Genomic DNA, 19319 nt, shown 5'->3' with positions numbered 1-19319 from the left:
GCGATTAATGCTGTCATTTTCATACTACTCCGTAGCACGCGCCCGACACGGGGCGGCTCAATCGCCGCTCGCCCCGTGACCCCAGGCTTTTGGCGGAAATTATGCCGCTGATGCGGTGCCTTCGTCGGTATCGGACTTTGCGGATCGCTTGCGACACGTTCCCGACGTGGCGCAAGCTTTCGCCGCATCCTTGCGGCTCATCCTAAGCCCGCTCTCTCCTCAGCATAATTTTTTACGCCAAAAAAATAAGGACAGAAAACTAATAGATAATCTCTCTTTTTCGAGCAATTTTTCGTCGCCTCCCGACTACTACCTCTAAATAGTCGTGTGTGTGAATTCAGTATAAACACAAAATCAGTGGTTTTGTTTTTATATTTAAAAATCATATATTTAAATATTTTTTTCGTGATAATTCTTTAGTGGTAGTTGATGGTGTGCTCCGTTTTTCACGGGGTGACACTCTTGATCGTTATCAAGTTTGGCGACGTGGTTGCTGGATACGCTAGCGCCAACTTGAGCGATGTGTCGTAAGCAAAAACAGATGTCTGCTACGAGCATTTCATAACGACAGGGGCCAGCAGGCTTCGCAGCAGGAGAGTCCGGATGAGCAAATTCCTTGACCGGTTACGTTACTTCAAACAACTGGCCGAACCGTTTTCCGATGGTCATGGCCAGACCCTCAATACCAATCGTGACTGGGAAGACGGCTATCGCAGTCGCTGGCAGCATGACAAAATCGTGCGTTCTACCCACGGGGTAAACTGCACCGGTTCATGTAGCTGGAAGATTTATGTGAAAAACGGTCTGGTGACGTGGGAAACGCAGCAGACCGACTATCCGCGTACTCGCCCGGACCTGCCTAACCATGAACCGCGTGGCTGCCCGCGCGGTGCCAGCTATTCCTGGTATCTCTACAGCGCTAATCGCCTGAAATACCCAATGATGCGTAAGCGCCTGCTGAAACTGTGGCGTGAAGCGAAACTGACGCACAGCGATCCGGTCGATGCCTGGGCGTCCATCGTCAACGACCCCGAGAAGACTAAATACTACAAACAAATTCGTGGTCGTGGTGGTTTCGTGCGTTCTGACTGGAATGAAGTCAACGAACTGATCGCGGCCTCTAACGTTTACACCGCCAAGACCTTCGGCCCAGACCGTATTATCGGTTTCTCACCGATTCCTGCGATGTCGATGGTGTCCTATGCTGCGGGGGCGCGTTACCTTTCCCTGCTCGGCGGCGTGTGTCTTAGCTTCTACGACTGGTACTGTGACTTACCGCCGGCATCACCGATGACCTGGGGGGAGCAAACCGACGTACCGGAGTCTGCCGATTGGTACAACTCTTCTTACATCATTGCCTGGGGTTCTAACGTACCGCAAACCCGTACGCCGGATGCCCACTTCTTTACGGAAGTCCGCTACAAAGGCACCAAAACCGTAGCGGTCACGCCGGATTACGCTGAAATCGCCAAGCTGTGCGATCAGTGGCTGAACCCGAAACAAGGCACCGACAGCGCGATGGCGCTGGCAATGGGGCACGTTATTCTGAAAGAGTTCCATCTCGACAAACCGAGCCAGTATTTCAGCGAGTACGTGCGTCAATACACGGACTTACCGATGCTGGTGCTGCTGGAACCGCGTGAGGACGGCTATTACGCCGCAGGTCGAATGCTGCGTGCCTCCGATCTGGTGGACAACCTCGGGCAGGACAACAATCCGCAGTGGAAAACCATCGCAGTTGATGAGGAAACCGGTAATCTGACGGCACCGCAAGGGTCGATCGGCTACCGCTGGGGCGATCAGGGTAAATGGAATCTGGAACAGCGCGACGGCCTGAGCGGTGAAGAAGTGAAGCTGCGCTTGAGCCTGCTGGGTTCGCACGACGATGTGGTTGATGTCGGCTTCCCGTATTTTGGCGGCGCGGTCAGCGAACATTTCAACAACGTTGAGCTACAAGACATCCTGCTGCACAAACTGCCGGTTAAGCGGTTGACGCTGGCTGACGGCAGCGAAGCGCTGGTGGCCTGCGTGTATGACCTGACGATGGCGAACTACGGTTTGGATCGCGGTCTGGGCGACGACAACTGTGCCCGTGATTACGACGATGTGAAAGCCTATAGCCCTGCCTGGGCCGAGAAGATTACCGGCGTTTCTCGTCAGAATATCATCCGCATTGCGCGTGAATTTGCGGATAACGCCGATAAAACGCACGGTCGTTCGATGATCATCGTCGGTGCCGGTATCAACCACTGGTATCACATGGACATGAACTACCGCGGCATCATCAATATGCTGATTTTCTGCGGCTGTGTCGGTCAGAGCGGTGGTGGTTGGGCGCACTACGTCGGACAAGAAAAACTGCGTCCGCAAACGGGTTGGACGCCGCTGGCGTTTGGTCTGGACTGGCAGCGTCCGCCACGTCACATGAACAGTACCTCGTTCTTCTATAACCATTCCAGCCAGTGGCGTTATGAAACCGTCGCGCCGCAGGAACTGCTGTCACCGCTGGCGGACAAATCCCGCTTTAGCGGCAGCATGATTGACTTCAACGTGCGCGCCGAACGTATGGGCTGGCTGCCATCTGCACCGCAGCTGAATGTTAACCCGCTGGACATCGCAGAAAAAGCGCGTGCCGCTGGTGTTACGCCGCAGGAATATACCGTTGCCGCGTTGAAATCAGGCGAAATCAAATTTGCCGCTGAGCAGCCGGATAGCCAGCAAAACTACCCACGCAACCTGTTCATCTGGCGTTCTAACCTGCTGGGTTCCTCCGGTAAAGGCCACGAATACATGCTGAAGTATCTGCTGGGTACGGAGCACGGTATTCAAGGGCAAGATCTGGGCACGGCGGGCAGCGTGAAGCCGGAAGAGGTGGAATGGCACGATCAAGGCGTTGAAGGCAAACTGGATCTGGTGGTGACGCTGGATTTCCGTATGTCCAGCACCTGCCTGTATTCCGACATCGTCCTGCCAACGGCAACCTGGTACGAAAAAGACGACATGAATACCTCGGATATGCATCCGTTTATTCATCCGTTGTCTGCGGCTGTCGATCCAGCGTGGGATTCCAAAAGCGACTGGGAAATCTACAAAGGCATCGCGAAAACCTTCTCCCGCGTCTGTCAGGGGCATCTGGGTCAGGAAACCGATCTGGTTACCTTGCCAATTCAACATGACTCCCCGGCAGAAATGGCCCAGCCGTTCGGTGTGGATGACTGGAAAAAAGGCGAATGCGATCTGATTCCGGGCAAAACCGCACCACACCTGATGATTGTGGAGCGTGATTACCCGAACCTGTATGAACGTTTCACCTCGCTCGGTCCGTTGATGGACAAGTTAGGCAACGGTGGTAAAGGTATTGGCTGGAACACACAGACCGAAGTCGATTTCCTGAAAAAGCTGAACTACACCAAGGCTGACGGTGCGGCGGCAGGTCGTCCGAAGATTGAAACGGCGATCGATGCGGCAGAAGTGATTCTGTCTCTGGCGCCGGAAACCAACGGTCAGGTGGCGGTGAAAGCGTGGGAAGCGCTGAGCAAATTCACGGGGCGTGACCACACACATCTGGCACTGAATAAAGAAGACGAAAAAATTCGCTTCCGCGATATTCAGGCGCAGCCGCGCAAGATTATTTCCAGCCCGACCTGGTCTGGCCTGGAAGACGAACACGTTTCCTATAACGCCTGTTATACCAACGTTCATGAGCTGATTCCGTGGCGTACGCTGTCCGGCCGCCAACAGCTGTATCAAGACCATGAGTGGATGCGCGCCTTTGGTGAAAGCCTGCTGGTTTATCGTCCTCCCGTCGACACCCGTGCGGCGGAGCCGGTGATGAATAAGAAGCCTAACGGCAACCCGGAAAAAGCGCTGAACTTCCTGACGCCGCACCAGAAATGGGGCATTCACTCCACGTACAGCGACAACCTGTTGATGCTGACGCTGGGACGCGGCGGCCCGATTATCTGGCTGAGCGAAGACGATGCCAGCGAGTTGGGTATTGCAGATAACGACTGGATAGAGGCGTTCAATGCCAACGGTGCGCTGACGGCGCGTGCGGTGGTTAGCCAGCGTGTACCTGCGGGTATGACGATGATGTACCACGCGCAGGAACGCATCATTAACCTGCCGGGATCGGAAGTGACCCAGCAGCGCGGCGGTATTCACAATTCGGTAACCCGTATCACGCCGAAACCGACCCATATGATCGGCGGTTATGCCCAACTGGCTTATGGCTTTAACTACTACGGCACCGTCGGGTCAAACCGCGATGAGTTTGTCGTGGTTCGTAAAATGAAACGCATCGACTGGCTGGATGATGAAGGCCAGGACTATGTTCAGCAAAAAACGGTTCAGCAAAAAACGGTTCAGCAACAAACAGTACAGAAAGCGGTACAGCAGGAGAAAGCCTGATGAAAATTCGTTCACAAGTGGGCATGGTGCTGAATCTGGACAAGTGCATCGGCTGTCACACCTGCTCCGTTACCTGTAAAAACGTCTGGACCAGTCGTGAAGGGATGGAATACGCCTGGTTTAACAACGTCGAAACCAAACCGGGTGTGGGTTATCCCCATGCCTGGGAAGATCAGGACAAATGGAAGGGCGGCTGGATCCGTAAAATCAGCGGCAAGCTCGAACCGCGTATGGGTAACCGCATCAGCGTGTTGTCCAAAATCTTCGCTAACCCGGATGTACCGGAAATCGACGACTACTATGAGCCGTTCGACTACGACTACCAGAATCTGCGTAAAGCGCCGGAAGGTAAGCACCAGCCTGTCGCCCGTCCGCGCTCGCTGATTACCGGTCAGCGGATGAAGAAAATCGAGAACGGCCCGAACTGGGAAGACGATCTGGGTGGTGAATTCAGTAAACGCTCCAAGGATAAAAACTTCGATCCTGTCCATTTCAACGAAATGCAGAAAGAGATGTACGGCCAGTTCGAAAACACGTTCATGATGTATCTGCCGCGTCTGTGTGAGCACTGCCTGAACCCCGCGTGTGTGGCAACTTGCCCGAGCGGCGCGATCTACAAACGCGGCGAAGACGGCATCGTCCTGATCGATCAGGACAAGTGTCGCGGCTGGCGTATGTGCCTGACTGGTTGCCCGTACAAGAAAATCTACTTCAACTGGAAGAGCGGCAAATCAGAAAAATGTATTTTCTGCTACCCGCGTATCGAAAGTGGCCAGCCGACGCTCTGCTCAGAAACCTGCGTCGGACGTATCCGCTATCTGGGCGTGTTGCTCTATGATGCAGACCGCATCGAGCAAGCGGCCTCGGTAGAAAACGAGAAAGATCTGTACCAGAGCCAACTGGATGTGTTCCTTGACCCGCACGACCCGAAAGTCATTGAACAAGCGCTGAAAGATGGCATTCCAAACAGCGTCATTGAAGCGGCACAACAGTCGCCGGTGTACAAAATGGCGATGGACTGGAAGCTGGCGCTGCCGCTGCACCCAGAATACCGCACGTTGCCGATGGTGTGGTACGTGCCGCCGTTGTCACCGATTCAGTCTGCCGCGGATGCGGGTCAATTGGCGCACACTGGCGTATTGCCGGACGTCGAAAGCCTGCGTATCCCGGTGCAATATCTGGCGAACCTGCTGACCGCAGGCGATACCGAGCCCGTATTGCTGGCGCTGAAACGTATGCTGGCGATGCGTCACTACAAACGTGCAGAAACCGTAGAAGGCAAAATCGATACCAGCGCGCTGGAGCAGGTTGGGCTGACCGAAGCGCAGGCGCAGGAAATGTACCGCTATCTGGCGATTGCGAACTACGAAGACCGTTTCGTGATTCCATCAAGCCATCGTGAACTGGCGCGTGAAGCATTCCCAGAAAGTAAAGGCTGCGGCTTCAGCTTTGGCGATGGCTGCCACGGCAGCGATACCAAATTCAATCTGTTCAACAGCAAACGTATTGATGCGATTGATGTCAGCAGCAAAACGCGCGATATGAACAGCAAAATCATGCGGGAGACGAACCATGATTAGCCTGCGGATTATTGCCCGCCTGCTGGACTATCCCGATAGCGAGCTGTGGGAAAACCGGGCTGAGTTGATCGAAGCGGTAGAGCAGGCCGATGCTTTACCGCTGCGTGAGAGTCATCAGCTCATGCAGTTCATTAATACGCTGTGCGCGCAGGATCTGTTGGACAAACAGGCGGAGTATAGCGGCCTGTTTGACCGCGGTCGGGCGACCTCGCTGCTGTTGTTCGAACACGTTCACGGTGAGTCTCGCGACCGTGGTCAGGCGATGGTCGATCTCATGCAGCAATATCAGGATGCCGGTCTGGCGCTGGATTGCCGTGAGCTGCCGGACTACCTGCCGCTGTATCTTGAGTACCTTTCTCGTCTGGAGCCCGCGCAGGGTCGCGCGGGTTTACTCGACATCGCGCCGATTCTGGCGTTGATTGGCGCGCGTTTGCAGCAGCGTGACAGCAGCTATGCCACGCTGTTCGATCTGCTGTTGGCGTTGTCCGGTAGTGACCTGAAAAGTGACGATGTCACACATCAGGTGGCTGATGAAGCGCGTGACGACACGCCGCAGGCGCTGGATGCCGTGTGGGAAGAGGAACAGGTTAAGTTCCTCGGCGAAGAAGGCTGCGCATCGGCCCAACAAACGCAACACCAACGCCGCTTCGCTGGCGCGGTGGTGCCGCAATATCTGAATCTTGACGCGACATCGGCGGGAGGGCAACGCTAATGAGTGCAATCACGAACTATTTCAATATATTTTTGTTTGATATCTATCCTTATCTGGCAATGGCGATTTTCCTGATTGGCAGTTGGCTGCGTTATGACTACGGTCAGTACAGCTGGCGTGCCGGTTCGAGCCAAATGCTGGATAAGAAAGGGATGCGTCTGGCGTCTAACCTGTTCCATCTGGGGATTCTGGGCGTATTTGCCGGGCATTTCCTTGGGATGCTGACGCCGCACTGGATGTACGAAGCTTTCCTGCCGATGGATGTAAAACAGAAAATGGCGATGTTCGGCGGTGGTGCGGCAGGTCTGTTGACGTTTGTCGGTGGGGTGCTGCTGTTAAAACGCCGTTTGACTAACCCGCGTATTCGCGCCACCTCCAGCGTTGGCGACATTCTCATTCTGTCTTTGCTGGTGATTCAGGCGGGTTTGGGGGTACTGACCATCCCGTTCTCTGCACAGCATATGGACGGCAGTGAAATGCTGAAGCTGGTCGGTTGGGCACAGAGCGTGGCGTTTTTCCAGGGGGGAGGGTCTGAACATCTGGCGGGTGTCGCGCTGATTTTTAAATTGCACATCGTTCTGGGGCTGACGCTGTTTGTGCTGTTCCCGTTCTGCCGTCTGGTTCACATTTGGAGCGCACCAGTCGAGTATCTGACGCGCCGCTACCAGTTAGTGCGTAACCGTCGCTAAGTATGATAGAAACGGCGGTGTTATGATAACGCCGCTGTTTTAATGGTTTCCTTTTCATCTTTCCCCGCCAACAACGATCGTCATCGGCAGTTCAGCGATTATTTGCCTCGCGCCGTCGTCCATTGCACGGCGAAGACGCTGGCTAATACGATCGCCAAACCCAGAAACGCCGTACCGGTCATCGATTGTGAAAGCAACACCCAACCCAGCACGACGGCAGTTAACGGACTCAGTAATCCCAATGACGCAACGGCAATTGTTGGCAGACGGGTTATGCCACGAAACCACAGCCCATAAGAGATCACGGCACCAGCCAGGCAGAGATAGGTATAAGCAGCGTATTGCGACAGCGTTAACGCAGGCAGAGGCGCATCGACTACCCACGCGACGGGTGCCAGCATCAATCCGCCGATGAAGAGTTGCCAGCCGGTAAGCGGCAGCACGGGCAGATCGAGTCGCCAGCGGCGCGTCAGCCAGACGCCAGTCGCCATACACACTGCACCCAGCAGTGCGGCGGCGATGCCCACAGGTTCAAATGTCGTCTGCGGCGACAGTAGCAGAATAGCCATGCCAGCCACACCGATTATCGCCGACCACAGCGTAGCCAGTCTGGGCGCGCGATGATCCACGGCCCAGACCAATACCATAACCAGCAGCGGTTGGATCGCACCAAGTACCGCCGCCAGCCCACCAGGCAAGCGATAAGCCGCGACAAACAGCAGTGCCTGAAAAACGCCGATATTCAAAGCGCCGAGCACAAGCACGCGCCACCAGTCTCGCCGGGCGGGGAAGCGGCGAGTGAATAAGAGCAGCAGTAGACCCGCAGGCAGTACGCGGATAAGCGCCGCCGTAAAGGGGCGATCCGGCGGCAGGATTTCTGATGTCACAATGTAGGTAGATCCCCAAATCGCGGGAGCCAGCGCCGTGAGTAAGACGTCACGCCAATAGTGTGGTGAGGATATCGTGTTCATGACTTTACCTTCAATTCAAGATACTATGATAGTGTTGAGTAATTACCTTGAAGTCAAGATAAATGAAAAATTCGACTCGCGAGCGAGAATACGACGCAGTAGATGCCATTCTTGATCAGTGGCGGCGTGAGCGTCCCGATCTGGATGCCAGCCCCATGGGGCCGATTGGACGCCTCCGACGCTGTGCAGTCCTCATGGATCAGCGTCTGGAATCCTGTTTCTCCAGATTTGACCTGAGCAGTTGGGAGTTTGATATGTTGGCGACGCTACGGCGTGCGGGCGCGCCGCATTGCCTCAGCCCAACCGAGCTGTTCTCCACGCTGATGGTGACGTCAGGCACCATGACTCATCGGCTCAAACGCCTTGAAACCCGAGGATTTATCGAACGTGTGCAAAACGCACAGGATGCGCGCAGTACGCTGGTGCAACTCACCGGCACAGGGCTTGAGCTAATTAATCGCGCCGTTGAGGCACACATTGAGAACGAGCGTCAGGTGCTCTCGGTGCTGCCTGCCGATGTGTTGGCTTCTCTTGATGCTAACCTTGCAGCGCTACTGCGAGAGCTGGAAAACTATAACAAAATGAACTGAATGATTTCTGAATACCATGCGTCAATCTGCTGACAGCGCGATGGGCAAGATTTTATTGATAACCGTTACAGCCGACTGCACCGGTGGCAGTTTGACGGCGCCATTACGCTGCGCGCCTCATGTCGTGCTGTGGGTGTACCGCAAAATACGAGACTAGTGCTATACCCGTTGCCCCTGAACAAGGGAAACGGGTTCTGTTACTTCAATATCAAGAAAACCAATCATGCAGTTGCGTTGAAATGCCACCTGGCAAAATATGATGCTCATGATTAGCCTGGATTTCTGGGATATCCCTCCGATGCATGGTTACCTCCTCGTTGGTGTGACTGTGCGATGGGGCTGTTTTACAACCCCTTACTCCATCAATGTTGTCTGTGTACACCTAAAAAAGATGCCCATCTAGCTGCAAAGGCTGTAGACGTTTCTCCCACTCAATTAAATCCGTGTACCACTGTGCGGTAAAGCAGGTCGGCTGTGTTCCCGCCTGCTGATCGGTCGTTAGCACATGAACAATTTCTCTTACTCCATCACGAATGCTGCGTGTCGGTAAAAAACCTAACGTATTTCTCGCATGGGAAAAACAGAGGCGATAATCACGAGTATCCAGAGATAGAGGGCGATGAACGATTTTCACCCCATGAACCTCCTCGGAGATGACGGCTGCAATGTTGTTGATGGTGTGATTTAACGTTTCGCCACCAATATTAAAAACGGGGGACACTGAAAGTGGGAGATCAACCTGTAAGGCGAGTAGTAAGGCACGGGCGACATCCTGAACGTGAATAAACGGACGATGCTGGAGGCCATCGCCATCAACGGTAATGCATTTCTCACGCACTGCCATACGCGTCATGATATTGACGGAGAGATCATAACGCATGCGAGGTGCAAGACCGAACACTGTGGCATTGCGCAGAATGACAGGATGAAAAGTGGTATCGCGCAACTGGAGAAGTTTACGTTCCACATTGAGTTTCAGTTCTGCGTAGAGGCTCTGCGGTTTGCACTCCATTTCCTCATCTGCTGATGTTGTACCAGAACGACCATAAACTGAAGCGGAACTCATATAAATGTAGCGCTGAACGCCCGCCTTTTTTGCCGTATTTGCGAGATGACAAGCGCCCTCGTAATTGATGGCATGGGTGAGCGTGGATGATATCTGTGCGGCAGGATCGTTGCTTAATCCCGCGAGATCGATGACGGTTTCAACATTATGCAATATATCGGAGGTGATGTAGCGTATATCGCCACGTAGCGTATGGAATTCTGGAGATTGTGGCATTTCTGATATGGGCATGCCGAAGTAAAAGCGATCGAAGGCTACCACGCGGTATCCCTGATTAATTAATAAATGACATAGTGGTATGCCTATGTAGCCACCTGCGCCAGCAACCAGAATGGTGTTTTTCATGCGTGTACTCCTTCAGCGACGTGGTGAGTGATTGAAGAAAGGGCTAATGCGCTAAGCGAGGTAATGATGAGTTCGCATTCTTTCTCCGTCATGTCGTTGTAAATTGGCAATGCCAAAACACATGCAGACAGGTGTTCTGTTTGTGGGAGCGAGACCTGCCGTTTCCCAGCATAGGCGGGCATGAGATGACAGGCCGGTGCGTAATAGCTGCGCACCATGATCCCTTGGGCATGCAGCGCGTGTTGCAGGTCATTACGACTCATACCATAGCGCTTCGCATCTACATAAATGGGTAGATATTGCCATACAGGGCATTGTCCCTCGGGGGGTAAGCAGGGGGTCAGTCCGGGAATGGCAGCCATTCCCGTAATCAGACGCGACGCTGCTTGCCGACGGCATGTTAATTGGGATTCCAGATAAGGAAGTTGTGCCAGCCCGATAATCGCGTTGATCTCACTCATCTTGCCATTCAATCCAGGAAGTACACAGATACCAGATGCATCCTGCCCGAAATTGCGAATCGCTTCGGCACGTTTGATGAGTTCCGCGTCATGACTGCATAGGCAGCCACCTTCAATGGTGTTATATGACTTCGTGGCGTGAAAACTGAAAATTTGTGCATCGCCGAACCCCCCTGTTCGTTGTCCATCAACCGTGGTACCAAATGCAGGAGCACTGTCGATAAACAGACGTAGTCCGTGGGTTCGTGCAATTTGTTGTAATACGGTATAGTCGCTGGCATAGCCATAAACGTCCACCGCGACAATTGCAGTAGTATTCGCCGTGATGCAACGTATGACATCGTTGGGATCCAGTAGTGGGCAATCCTTGCTTTTGATATCAGCGAAAACTGGATTTCCCCCAGCCATCACGACAGCATGAGGCGTGCCAGCAAAGGTAAATGAGGGAACAATAACGTCTTTGCCGTGAATATCGGCTGCCAGTAACAGGGTAATTAATGCCTGCTCTCCGTTACAGAATACGCGTGTAGGAACCGATTGATATTCAGTTAGCCGATTTTCCAATTCGCGAACATAGGGGCCATTGTTAGTAACATTACCTAGGGCAAGACTCTCTTCTATGAGCGACGCGAATGACTCGAAAGGTGGGAAAACCGGCCTGACGATAGGGAGCAAGGGGGAGACTGGAGATTGAGCGCGATCGACACAGGGAACGGGTGCGTGTTTACGCAGCGTGCGCAATCGTATGGTGATGCTGGCACCGATGCTAGCGATCGATGACAGTATTATTCGAGTGCAAAAAAACATGGCGGCACATTGGATAATGAACATCCATTGTGTGTTAGGGAGTGCCAGCAAGAACAGCAATACGACGGTCAGTGAAGCGCTTCCCCAGATAAATAGCAGTTTGTCGCGTGTGGCTGCCCACGATTTTTGTTTATTATCCCCAGCCTGGTGAGTAGTCAACCCTTTGGTTCCCCAACTGACATCATTAATGTTGGCGATGGAGTAGGTTGTCAGATAGAGGCTGAAAATCGGTAATAGAACGAGGTAAAGAGGCATCCAGCGTAGGAACTGTCGCAGATAACTCCATGAATGTAGTCCAATTGCAAGGCAAAGTAGTGACAGAGCTATGCCCATGAGACTAACGCTCTGTATGGATGTTTCCAAAAGTGCCAAGACGAATGCACACCCCAGTAATCCCCCAAGCAACGACATCGCAGCGATGTGGAAGCCCGTTCCAGGCTCGTTATTCAACTTGGCACTACGGCTCATATAGAGGGTTCCGAGCCAGCTGACAAGAAAAAGCAGTGCCACACCTATTGCTACGGTGGTGTTAAGTGACGGATTGACGTCTGGCAGGATACGGCTGACAAATGCGTGTACACCTGCCGCGAGCAAAATGGCACTAAATGAGGGCATCATAAATTGAGAAATAAACTGCAACATTCCCCAAAGTAAAGAAAACGTAATATTGCAGCGCCGCATTGGTGAAAGAGAGGGCTGTGTTATCACCTCGGGCAATCGGGATAACGAGTGTAAGCGGGCGGCAATGGTGCTGTTAACCCAGCGCCGTCGTTGACGCAGAAGCTCTATAAAGGTAGGAGCTGGATCCGAGCATACGACGGCATCTTGCTCATAACGTACCCCGCTCCCTTTATAGTGTGTAGCCAGTTCAAAACCCATCACCCGATCTTCCGCTAGAAACAGGTTGCGTTCCAGTAAACCTTGGGGAATTAGCCCACGTAGGTAGGCCTCAATCGGCGCGTGCGGATGTCCATGGTTTTCACAAAATTGGCTCCATCGAACCATACTGCATTGCCCTGGAACCACTTCCAGATAATGCAGGGCACTGCCGATGGCCCAATCACTGACTTTTTCCCACATAAAATCGGCGTATTGCCAATTTTGTGCCAGGTTTGCATCCGTGGGAACTGGGAGCATAACGCGCGTTGTGACGGCTCCACAATAAGGATCTCGCCACATATTTTGTAGCAACGCTATCAAACATGCTGATTCTGTCACCGAGCCTGCATCGATTTGCATGGCAAATTCGGCCTTAACGACACTTCCTACGCCCCAAAAAAACCAGGCGTGGCTGTCCAACTTTCCTGCATTATGATGCTTGTTGGCAAGAAGTAGTGTTATGTTCTGCTCCGGACTTTCAGCTATGCCAGATTGATCACAGCAGCCTAGAATATGAGAAGCGGACTGCTGGCTGATCTGAAGCGTCAACGAATTGCTCTGATGGTTCGGTTTGGGCGCTGGCATGGGCCGTAATCCCAGCGATGCTAAAAGCGAAACCGTTGATGGGTGAGCGCTGTCGGTGCCATCAAGCAGGATGCAAATGATGATGTTGGGCGGACGATTGGCAAACGTTACAGTTAACTCTTGCTGATTACGAACCAGCCCTGCCAGTGTATCGGCAAGCATGTGGGCTGGTTCGTTATACAGCGTTAGGCAAACGAGAATATCGGCTTGTCTGGTGGGGAGGTCTCCACTTATATGGATATTATCACGACAGGATTGCCGGATTTTTGCCAGCATTTGCCAGCTATCCTTATCGGTGATCGTTGTGGAATGGTTAAGTGACATGGTTTTTTTCATATAAAGGGTGTCCCGTAGAAATAAGGCGCTCGGCTAAAGCCGAATATTCAGAGGAGAGATCGGCATTCTCCCTGTCTGAGTCATTGGTAGTTTCCAAAAGCGTTCGGCGACGGCCGCGTATATCGAGCGGAAATCGGTTGAGAAATAAGGATTGCCATCGCTATCTAACTTATCGAGTGGGCTGCGTTCTCCCCAGATACCGCCTTCGACTTGCCCCCCCAATAACAACATTGGCCCGCAGGTACCGTGATCGGTTCCGCCCGATGCATTTTCTTTTGGTCGACGTCCGAACTCTGAGTGCACCATAATCAGACTATCCTGCCAGGCACCAATATCGATGAGCCCTTGCCGTAGCCCCAACATTAACGTTTCTACTTTGCTGAGTTGGCGTTCATGTTCACCGCGCAAATGGCTATGCAGATCGAAGCCAGACAAGCTTATTTTGTATAGCGGTGAACGGACATTATTCTCTATAAGCCAGAGTATCGTCGCCGCTTGGGCATTTTGCGGTTCAATGTAGCCGTCGTGGGTAAATCGGCGAGTGAAATGGTTCTGATTACGCAGCTTATTTTGAATTCGTCGACTTATTATGCTGGTACTCTCCATTAACCGAAGGATGTGTTGTGCGGCTAGTGTGTTTGTATCATTCGTTTGGGCGGAGGCTAGGGTGAAATCGGCACTAAGTAGGGCACGACTATCCTGAAGCGCCAGCGCCTGGATCGTCGGATGGATAAGTAAAGACCGATCGCCAGAGAGAATAATGCCATCAGTATCATGATATCGTTCCTCACGTGAAGAGGTGCTCAGAACGCGGCCAGCCCACCCTGACTTCAGCGTTGGGGTGTCAGCACCATTGGCCCATATTGCGGCGGAACTGAAATGAGACAAGTTGGGAGAAGGGTAACCAACGTCTTGTATTACGGCTAATTCTCCCTTTTGAAATAGATGAGCGAGTCTTTTCCAGGCGATGTTAAAGGCCAAATCGTCGTTTAAGGTGGCATATTCGTGCGCTTTTAACGCTAGCATAGGGCGATAATGTTGATAGAGCGGATCCCGATAGGGAACCAACGTGTTTAACGCATCATTTCCCCCAAATAATTCAATGACGATCAAATTCTTATTTACGGGGATTGTGCTTTTGGTGAACACACGCAGGGGAAGCATTGTTGCCAATATTCCTGCGGCAAGCCCACCGAGAAGTAAACGCCGTGATGGTATAAGGGGTGCTGACATGAACAAATATCCTTATTTATTTCAGATTAAATACAGGGTCAAGTGTTAGTGCCTTTAAGGTCACTGCACTGTTGTCCCAATTGACGGGGGGGCTAAAAGGTGAGAGAGCCAGCAGTGAATGAGCAGGTATGCGAGCGTAAGGCGTCACGTGAGTAGGGAGCCTGCTTCCCAATTGGCTAAATTGCGGTTTTAGGCGACCCGTACCGTATTCGATATTGGCGTTGAGTGGGGTGTTCCGATCTATCAGGCTGGCCGCTTCGCTCCCGATCGGTGTGGTAAGGTCAAAAGATAAACTCAGGTTGCAGTAAAAAGATCCTAATGGTGAGTCTGCAAGGCAGGAGGAACCTTTCGGGATGATCCAACTGGCTTGATGTGGAGAAAAACGATAACCCTTGAAGGAAATCCAATTGATAAATAAGTTAGTGTCGGGTTCATCCGCATCCATCGTAATGGTGACATTTTTCAAGGTTTCGGACCCGTTGGGAAAGGGAATAGTCACTGTTTCCCACATTGGTTTCAGATTTCCCGGCTCGTTGGAGGCTTGCTCTTGCCGGGTATCTACCCCGATCTTTGCAGTAATTCTGGCAAGCTTTTCCCCATTGGCAGTAACGATAAAGTGCGCAGGTAGTCCGCGGCTTTCGGATGAAAAACGCACGATTATCCCATCGTTCTCTGGCTGCGGGCTTTCTACAGCAGACCACAGTCGTGCTAGTACTCTGGTACGATCAACCAGTGTCTTCCCATCAAGCCATCCTATTCCCTCTTCCCATCCCGCCACTGAGGGAGCCATAAATGGGCTTTGCCCCAGAGTCTGAAGATAATCCAGTAGGATGTGTTGATCGGGCAACACCAGCGACAGCGTGCGAGAAAAACCGACGATAAGGTCCAGCGGGGATTTGACCAATGCTCCACGATTGCGCTCGTGCCAAAAAGCTGGACTAAGCAATAATTCACGTATGAACGGTTTCATCGCATAGTCATTGTTACGTAAAATTTGTGCTAATGCGGATACTGTTTCAGGGTCATCGTCTAGGGAAATAAAGGCGCGGTAGAATTTCTTCGCTAAACGAGTGGCGGTTTGGGGCTGCGACAATAAAACATCGACAAGCTGATCGAGCTCCTCGTCGGGAGTTCCCTGAATGCTTTTACCTAATACGATTTTCTCGCCGGGTACCGCTGCACTTGCATTGAATTGATAACGCCATTGTTGTGTGGCGTTCACAGTATGCCCCGCCAGAATACGAGAAACCTGTTTGACGTCATTCTCACTGTAATTACCATCTCCCAGCGTGAAAAGTTCCATCAATTCTCTGGCTAGATTCTCATTAGGATTCTGGCGTGTATTAGAGGTGTTATCCAACCCACTGAGCATCATAGGGTCTTGCAGTATTTTTCGCGTCAGAAGGCGAAAACTCTGGCTACCTACCTGACGAAATAGAGTGAGCTGATCGAAAAAAGGGGCACTGATAAGGGTATTGTCAAACCGTGAAACAAAATGGTTGTGCCAGAACAGCGTAAGGCGATCGGCAAATGGGGTGGGTGTAAGAATCATTTCCTGCACCCACCACGCTTGTAGCTGGTTAATTTCATTGATACGTAAAAAAATCATATTTTGCTCTCGCCAGCCTTTCTGCCAGTAATCTGGATAAGGTTTCTGTACGAAAACAGGGGGAAGAGTATAAAAAGGCGCATCGAGTGTGCTTAGCAGATAATCCACGGCTTGTTCCCGCGTCATATCTTTGAAGCGTTCAATATCCTGTGGGGTTGTGCCAAATCCAGCGCGGTCGACCAGATGGCGTGTTTCTGCAATTGTTAAGGCGATTGCTGAGGTACCGAATGTGAGAGACCACAGCAGAATGAGCATGTTGCATAGACTACTTGCAAAAAATGATGGTCGTGGTTTTCTACGGGTTGATGAGAGCTGCTGTGTATGAAATAGCGTGAGATACACGAATGCAAAACGAGCTTGTTTATGCATGATAGTAGATTATCCCTCAGACGTAATAGAATGATGTGGATATCTACTATGTAAAAGGAGTCGTTGGTTTTCACCTTAGCTGGGGTGATGGAAACCCTGATAAGGTTAAAAATTATGAGTTATTGAGCAGACGTTTTGCCTGAGCGAACTTGTTTTCAAGCGTGCTTTTGGAAATCCCCCTTTTATCGCCATAGTGAGCAATTAATGCCGAAATCACCGCATCCTGAGAGGTGAAAAGTGTATATGCTTGGCCTGAAGGTGAATGTTGATTATATAGGCTAATTAACGCCCCGATAACGGTTAAATATGTACTCTCGCTCCGTTCTCCTAGTGCAGACTGTGTTGAATTCAGCATCGCTGATGCGCAATTAGCTTGTAGTGAAAGGTAATCGTCTTTTATCTTATTATACTGCATTTCAAGATGGTTGTTCTTTATACGCATCACCTCTAATTCGGCCAAAAGTATTTGCACCGAATTTATATTTATTGTTGTAGTTGAGAACCGCTCCTCTGGAGAGAATAAAAAATCAGGCTTCTCATTTGGATAATATGACATCATCCAGTTTTTTAGATCGACATGACGAATGGATAAATCGGGGTCGTTTAAGTCCATAGGGGTTGAACTGATAACGCCGCGTTTGCTATGCCGCAGTTCCCCATTGATGAGTCCATCAAGTACTCTTTCGTGGTTTAATGACAGGTTTGGCCATGTTTGAGTAGATGAATGTAAGAAAATGAGTGGGTTCTCATCGAATTTACTAAGTATTTCCAATTCTGATGACATTAAATTACTCCAACGAATAGCGACCTCTATAGGGCGATAAAATGTTTTTATAATGAGGAAAGGGTAATATTTTGAAAGCATAATGACAATCCTTTTATCATTTCATTTGTGACTGTGTTTATTACAGTGTTCGAACATTTTGTGGTGGCTTTTATGTTTTTTTTGTTTTTTTTTATTTCTCCCCGGTTATTTAATAATGTCAACTTTGCCGAAAGCATTATTAATGATATGCCGAGTTTTTTGTTCACAAAATGCTTTTTTAATCGATGTGTTATTGCTTTTAAATAACCTCAGAACATATCGGTTATTCTTTAATTATACTCCAAATAATTCGAGTTTCAGGAAGGCGGCAAGAGAAGGAATCCCGATGAGCTTACTCAGGTAAGTGATTCGGGCGAGTGACAAACTTGCCATAGGCAGGTTTGAACGCTGCTTGCAGCGGCCCCAACGGGCTGAGGCACACGCCAGTGTGCCGAGTAACGCCGCCAACGTACATGCAACTTGAAGTATTACGAGTATATATCTTAGAGGGTATGGGGAAGATGATTATGGCTAATATGTATGGGCAGAGAGGGAGAGGGGCGGGTCAAGATCAAAGTAAAAACAGTGCGCACATTTTTGCGCACTGCATGTGATGCACATCTTTTTTGCTTTTGTCAGTTAATGCGTAATGATGCTATCCAGCGCGCGCAGATGCTCTGGCTGCCACGACAAATCGACTTCGGTACCGGCTTTCCAGTGTGGCTGGATTTCGCTGGCGGGAAGTTTCACCATAAACTGTGGCTGGCCAGCCACTTCTGTCATCATCCTGACGTGATCGCCCAGATAGATGAACTGCTGAATGCGTGCAGTGACGTGCTGCATGCCATTATCGGTATGAGGTGCATTGACGTGAATACGTTCCGGGCGGATGCAAAGCGTAATTTTGCGGCCCGGCGAGCTGGGGCGAACTTTCAGCGCACGCAGCGAGGTGCCGTCGTCCAGGGTTGCCCGGTAGAACGCGCCTTCGGCATCGGCACGTGTGGCGAGCAGCGTATTGTTTTCGCCGATAAACTGCGCCACAAAGGCATTTTCCGGTTTTTCGTAGATATCGCTGGGGCTGTCCATCTGCTGAATCACACCGTCGTTGAACACGGCGACGCGGTTCGACATGGTCATGGCTTCGCTCTGGTCGTGAGTCACGTACACCACGGTTAGCTCCAGTGACTGATGCAGCTCTTTGATTTCCAACTGCATATGCTCGCGCAGCTGTTTATCCAGCGCGCCCAGCGGTTCGTCCATCAGTACCAATTTGGGTTCAAAGACCAGCGCCCGAGCCAACGCGACACGCTGCTGTTGGCCGCCAGACATTTGTGCAGGGTAGCGGTCGGCCAGACTGGTGAGCTTCACACGATCCAGTACCCGATCCACTTTCTCTTTGATATCGGCACGGTTCAGGCGACGGATGGACAACGGAAACGCCAGATTCTCTGCCACGGTCATGTGCGGAAACAGGGCGTAGTTCTGAAACACCATGCCGATGTCACGCTGATGTGGCGGGAGATGGTGCAACGGTGCATCGCGCAACAGGATTTCCCCCTGCGTCGGGGTTTCAAACCCGGCGAGCATCATCAAACTGGTGGTTTTTCCCGAGCCGGATGGCCCAAGCAGGGTCAGAAATTCACCTTCACGAATATCCAGATTCAGGTTTTTGACGATCAGGCGGTCGCCGTCATAGGTCTTCTGAACATTCCTGAAGCTGACATAATTTCTCATTTTTTCACTCTCCGGCAGTCACTGTTATTCATAAGAATGCATAAACCATGCCGGATGCTTCGCAAGCAGAAAATACCGTGCTGTGACAAGCTAAAATGCGTTAATTCATCACAATGGGTGCCCCGTCATGGGGCGTGC

The 19319-nt window shown here is 51.4% G+C and carries 12 protein-coding genes; 5 read left to right on the top strand and 7 right to left on the bottom strand.

The annotated features are described in order from the left end of the window. Nucleotides 1-603: 603 nt before the first annotated feature. Genes LCF41_RS12120 through narI form a run of 4 tightly spaced genes read left to right on the top strand, consistent with a single transcriptional unit; the run spans nucleotide 604 to nucleotide 7391 of the window. The gene (locus tag LCF41_RS12120; RefSeq protein WP_225084828.1) at nucleotides 604-4410 is read left to right on the top strand and encodes a nitrate reductase subunit alpha; all 3807 of its coding nucleotides are present in this window, start codon (nucleotides 604-606) and stop codon (nucleotides 4408-4410) included. Next, nucleotides 4410-5990 (top strand): nitrate reductase subunit beta, encoded by a 1581-nt coding sequence (gene narH, locus LCF41_RS12115; RefSeq protein WP_225084827.1) that lies wholly within the window; start codon nucleotides 4410-4412, stop codon nucleotides 5988-5990. Before LCF41_RS12120 ends, narH begins: the two co-directional genes overlap by 1 nt. Continuing rightward, nucleotides 5983-6702, top strand: a complete 720-nt coding sequence (gene narJ / locus LCF41_RS12110; protein ID WP_039509588.1) for a nitrate reductase molybdenum cofactor assembly chaperone — start codon at nucleotides 5983-5985, stop codon at nucleotides 6700-6702. Before narH ends, narJ begins: the two co-directional genes overlap by 8 nt. Beyond that, complete coding sequence (gene narI, locus LCF41_RS12105) at nucleotides 6702-7391, top strand: respiratory nitrate reductase subunit gamma (RefSeq protein ID WP_225084826.1); 690 nt, start codon at nucleotides 6702-6704, stop codon at nucleotides 7389-7391. Before narJ ends, narI begins: the two co-directional genes overlap by 1 nt. A gap of 98 nt (nucleotides 7392-7489) precedes the next feature. Here narI and LCF41_RS12100 read toward each other — a convergent pair whose 3' ends face one another. Next, complete coding sequence (locus LCF41_RS12100; RefSeq protein ID WP_225084825.1) at nucleotides 7490-8362, bottom strand: EamA family transporter; 873 nt, start codon at nucleotides 8360-8362, stop codon at nucleotides 7490-7492. Nucleotides 8363-8424: 62 nt separating this feature from the next. On the opposite strand from LCF41_RS12100, the gene LCF41_RS12095 reads away from it, so the two are divergent. Beyond that, nucleotides 8425-8952 (top strand): MarR family winged helix-turn-helix transcriptional regulator, encoded by a 528-nt coding sequence (locus LCF41_RS12095; RefSeq protein ID WP_225084824.1) that lies wholly within the window; start codon nucleotides 8425-8427, stop codon nucleotides 8950-8952. Nucleotides 8953-9334: 382 nt separating this feature from the next. Here LCF41_RS12095 and LCF41_RS12090 read toward each other — a convergent pair whose 3' ends face one another. From LCF41_RS12090 to LCF41_RS12065, 6 genes are all read right to left on the bottom strand, one after another. After that, on the bottom strand, nucleotides 9335-10363 hold the full coding sequence (locus LCF41_RS12090) for an NAD-dependent epimerase/dehydratase family protein (protein WP_225084823.1): 1029 nt from the start codon (nucleotides 10361-10363) through the stop codon (nucleotides 9335-9337). After that, nucleotides 10360-13431, bottom strand: coding sequence for a DegT/DnrJ/EryC1/StrS family aminotransferase (locus tag LCF41_RS12085; protein WP_225084822.1), 3072 nt, complete (start codon nucleotides 13429-13431; stop codon nucleotides 10360-10362). Before LCF41_RS12085 ends, LCF41_RS12090 begins: the two co-directional genes overlap by 4 nt. Nucleotides 13432-13464: 33 nt before the next feature. Next, nucleotides 13465-14664, bottom strand: coding sequence for a DUF1501 domain-containing protein (locus LCF41_RS12080; RefSeq protein WP_225084821.1), 1200 nt, complete (start codon nucleotides 14662-14664; stop codon nucleotides 13465-13467). Nucleotides 14665-14680: 16 nt separating this feature from the next. Then, nucleotides 14681-16642, bottom strand: a complete 1962-nt coding sequence (locus LCF41_RS12075; RefSeq protein WP_225084820.1) for a DUF1800 domain-containing protein — start codon at nucleotides 16640-16642, stop codon at nucleotides 14681-14683. 112 nt (nucleotides 16643-16754) lie between these two features. Continuing rightward, nucleotides 16755-17426 (bottom strand): hypothetical protein, encoded by a 672-nt coding sequence (locus tag LCF41_RS12070; RefSeq protein ID WP_225084819.1) that lies wholly within the window; start codon nucleotides 17424-17426, stop codon nucleotides 16755-16757. Nucleotides 17427-18086: 660 nt separating this feature from the next. Beyond that, a complete protein-coding gene (locus LCF41_RS12065) occupies nucleotides 18087-19181 on the bottom strand; it encodes an ABC transporter ATP-binding protein (RefSeq protein WP_225084818.1) in 1095 nt (364 codons plus the stop codon). Nucleotides 19182-19319 lie beyond the last annotated feature (138 nt).

This window comes from Pectobacterium colocasium, assembly GCF_020181655.1.
GTDB lineage: Bacteria > Pseudomonadota > Gammaproteobacteria > Enterobacterales > Enterobacteriaceae > Pectobacterium > Pectobacterium colocasium.
The sequence above is the reverse complement of the archived record's forward strand: the minus strand, read 5'-3'. Positions and strand labels throughout refer to the sequence as shown.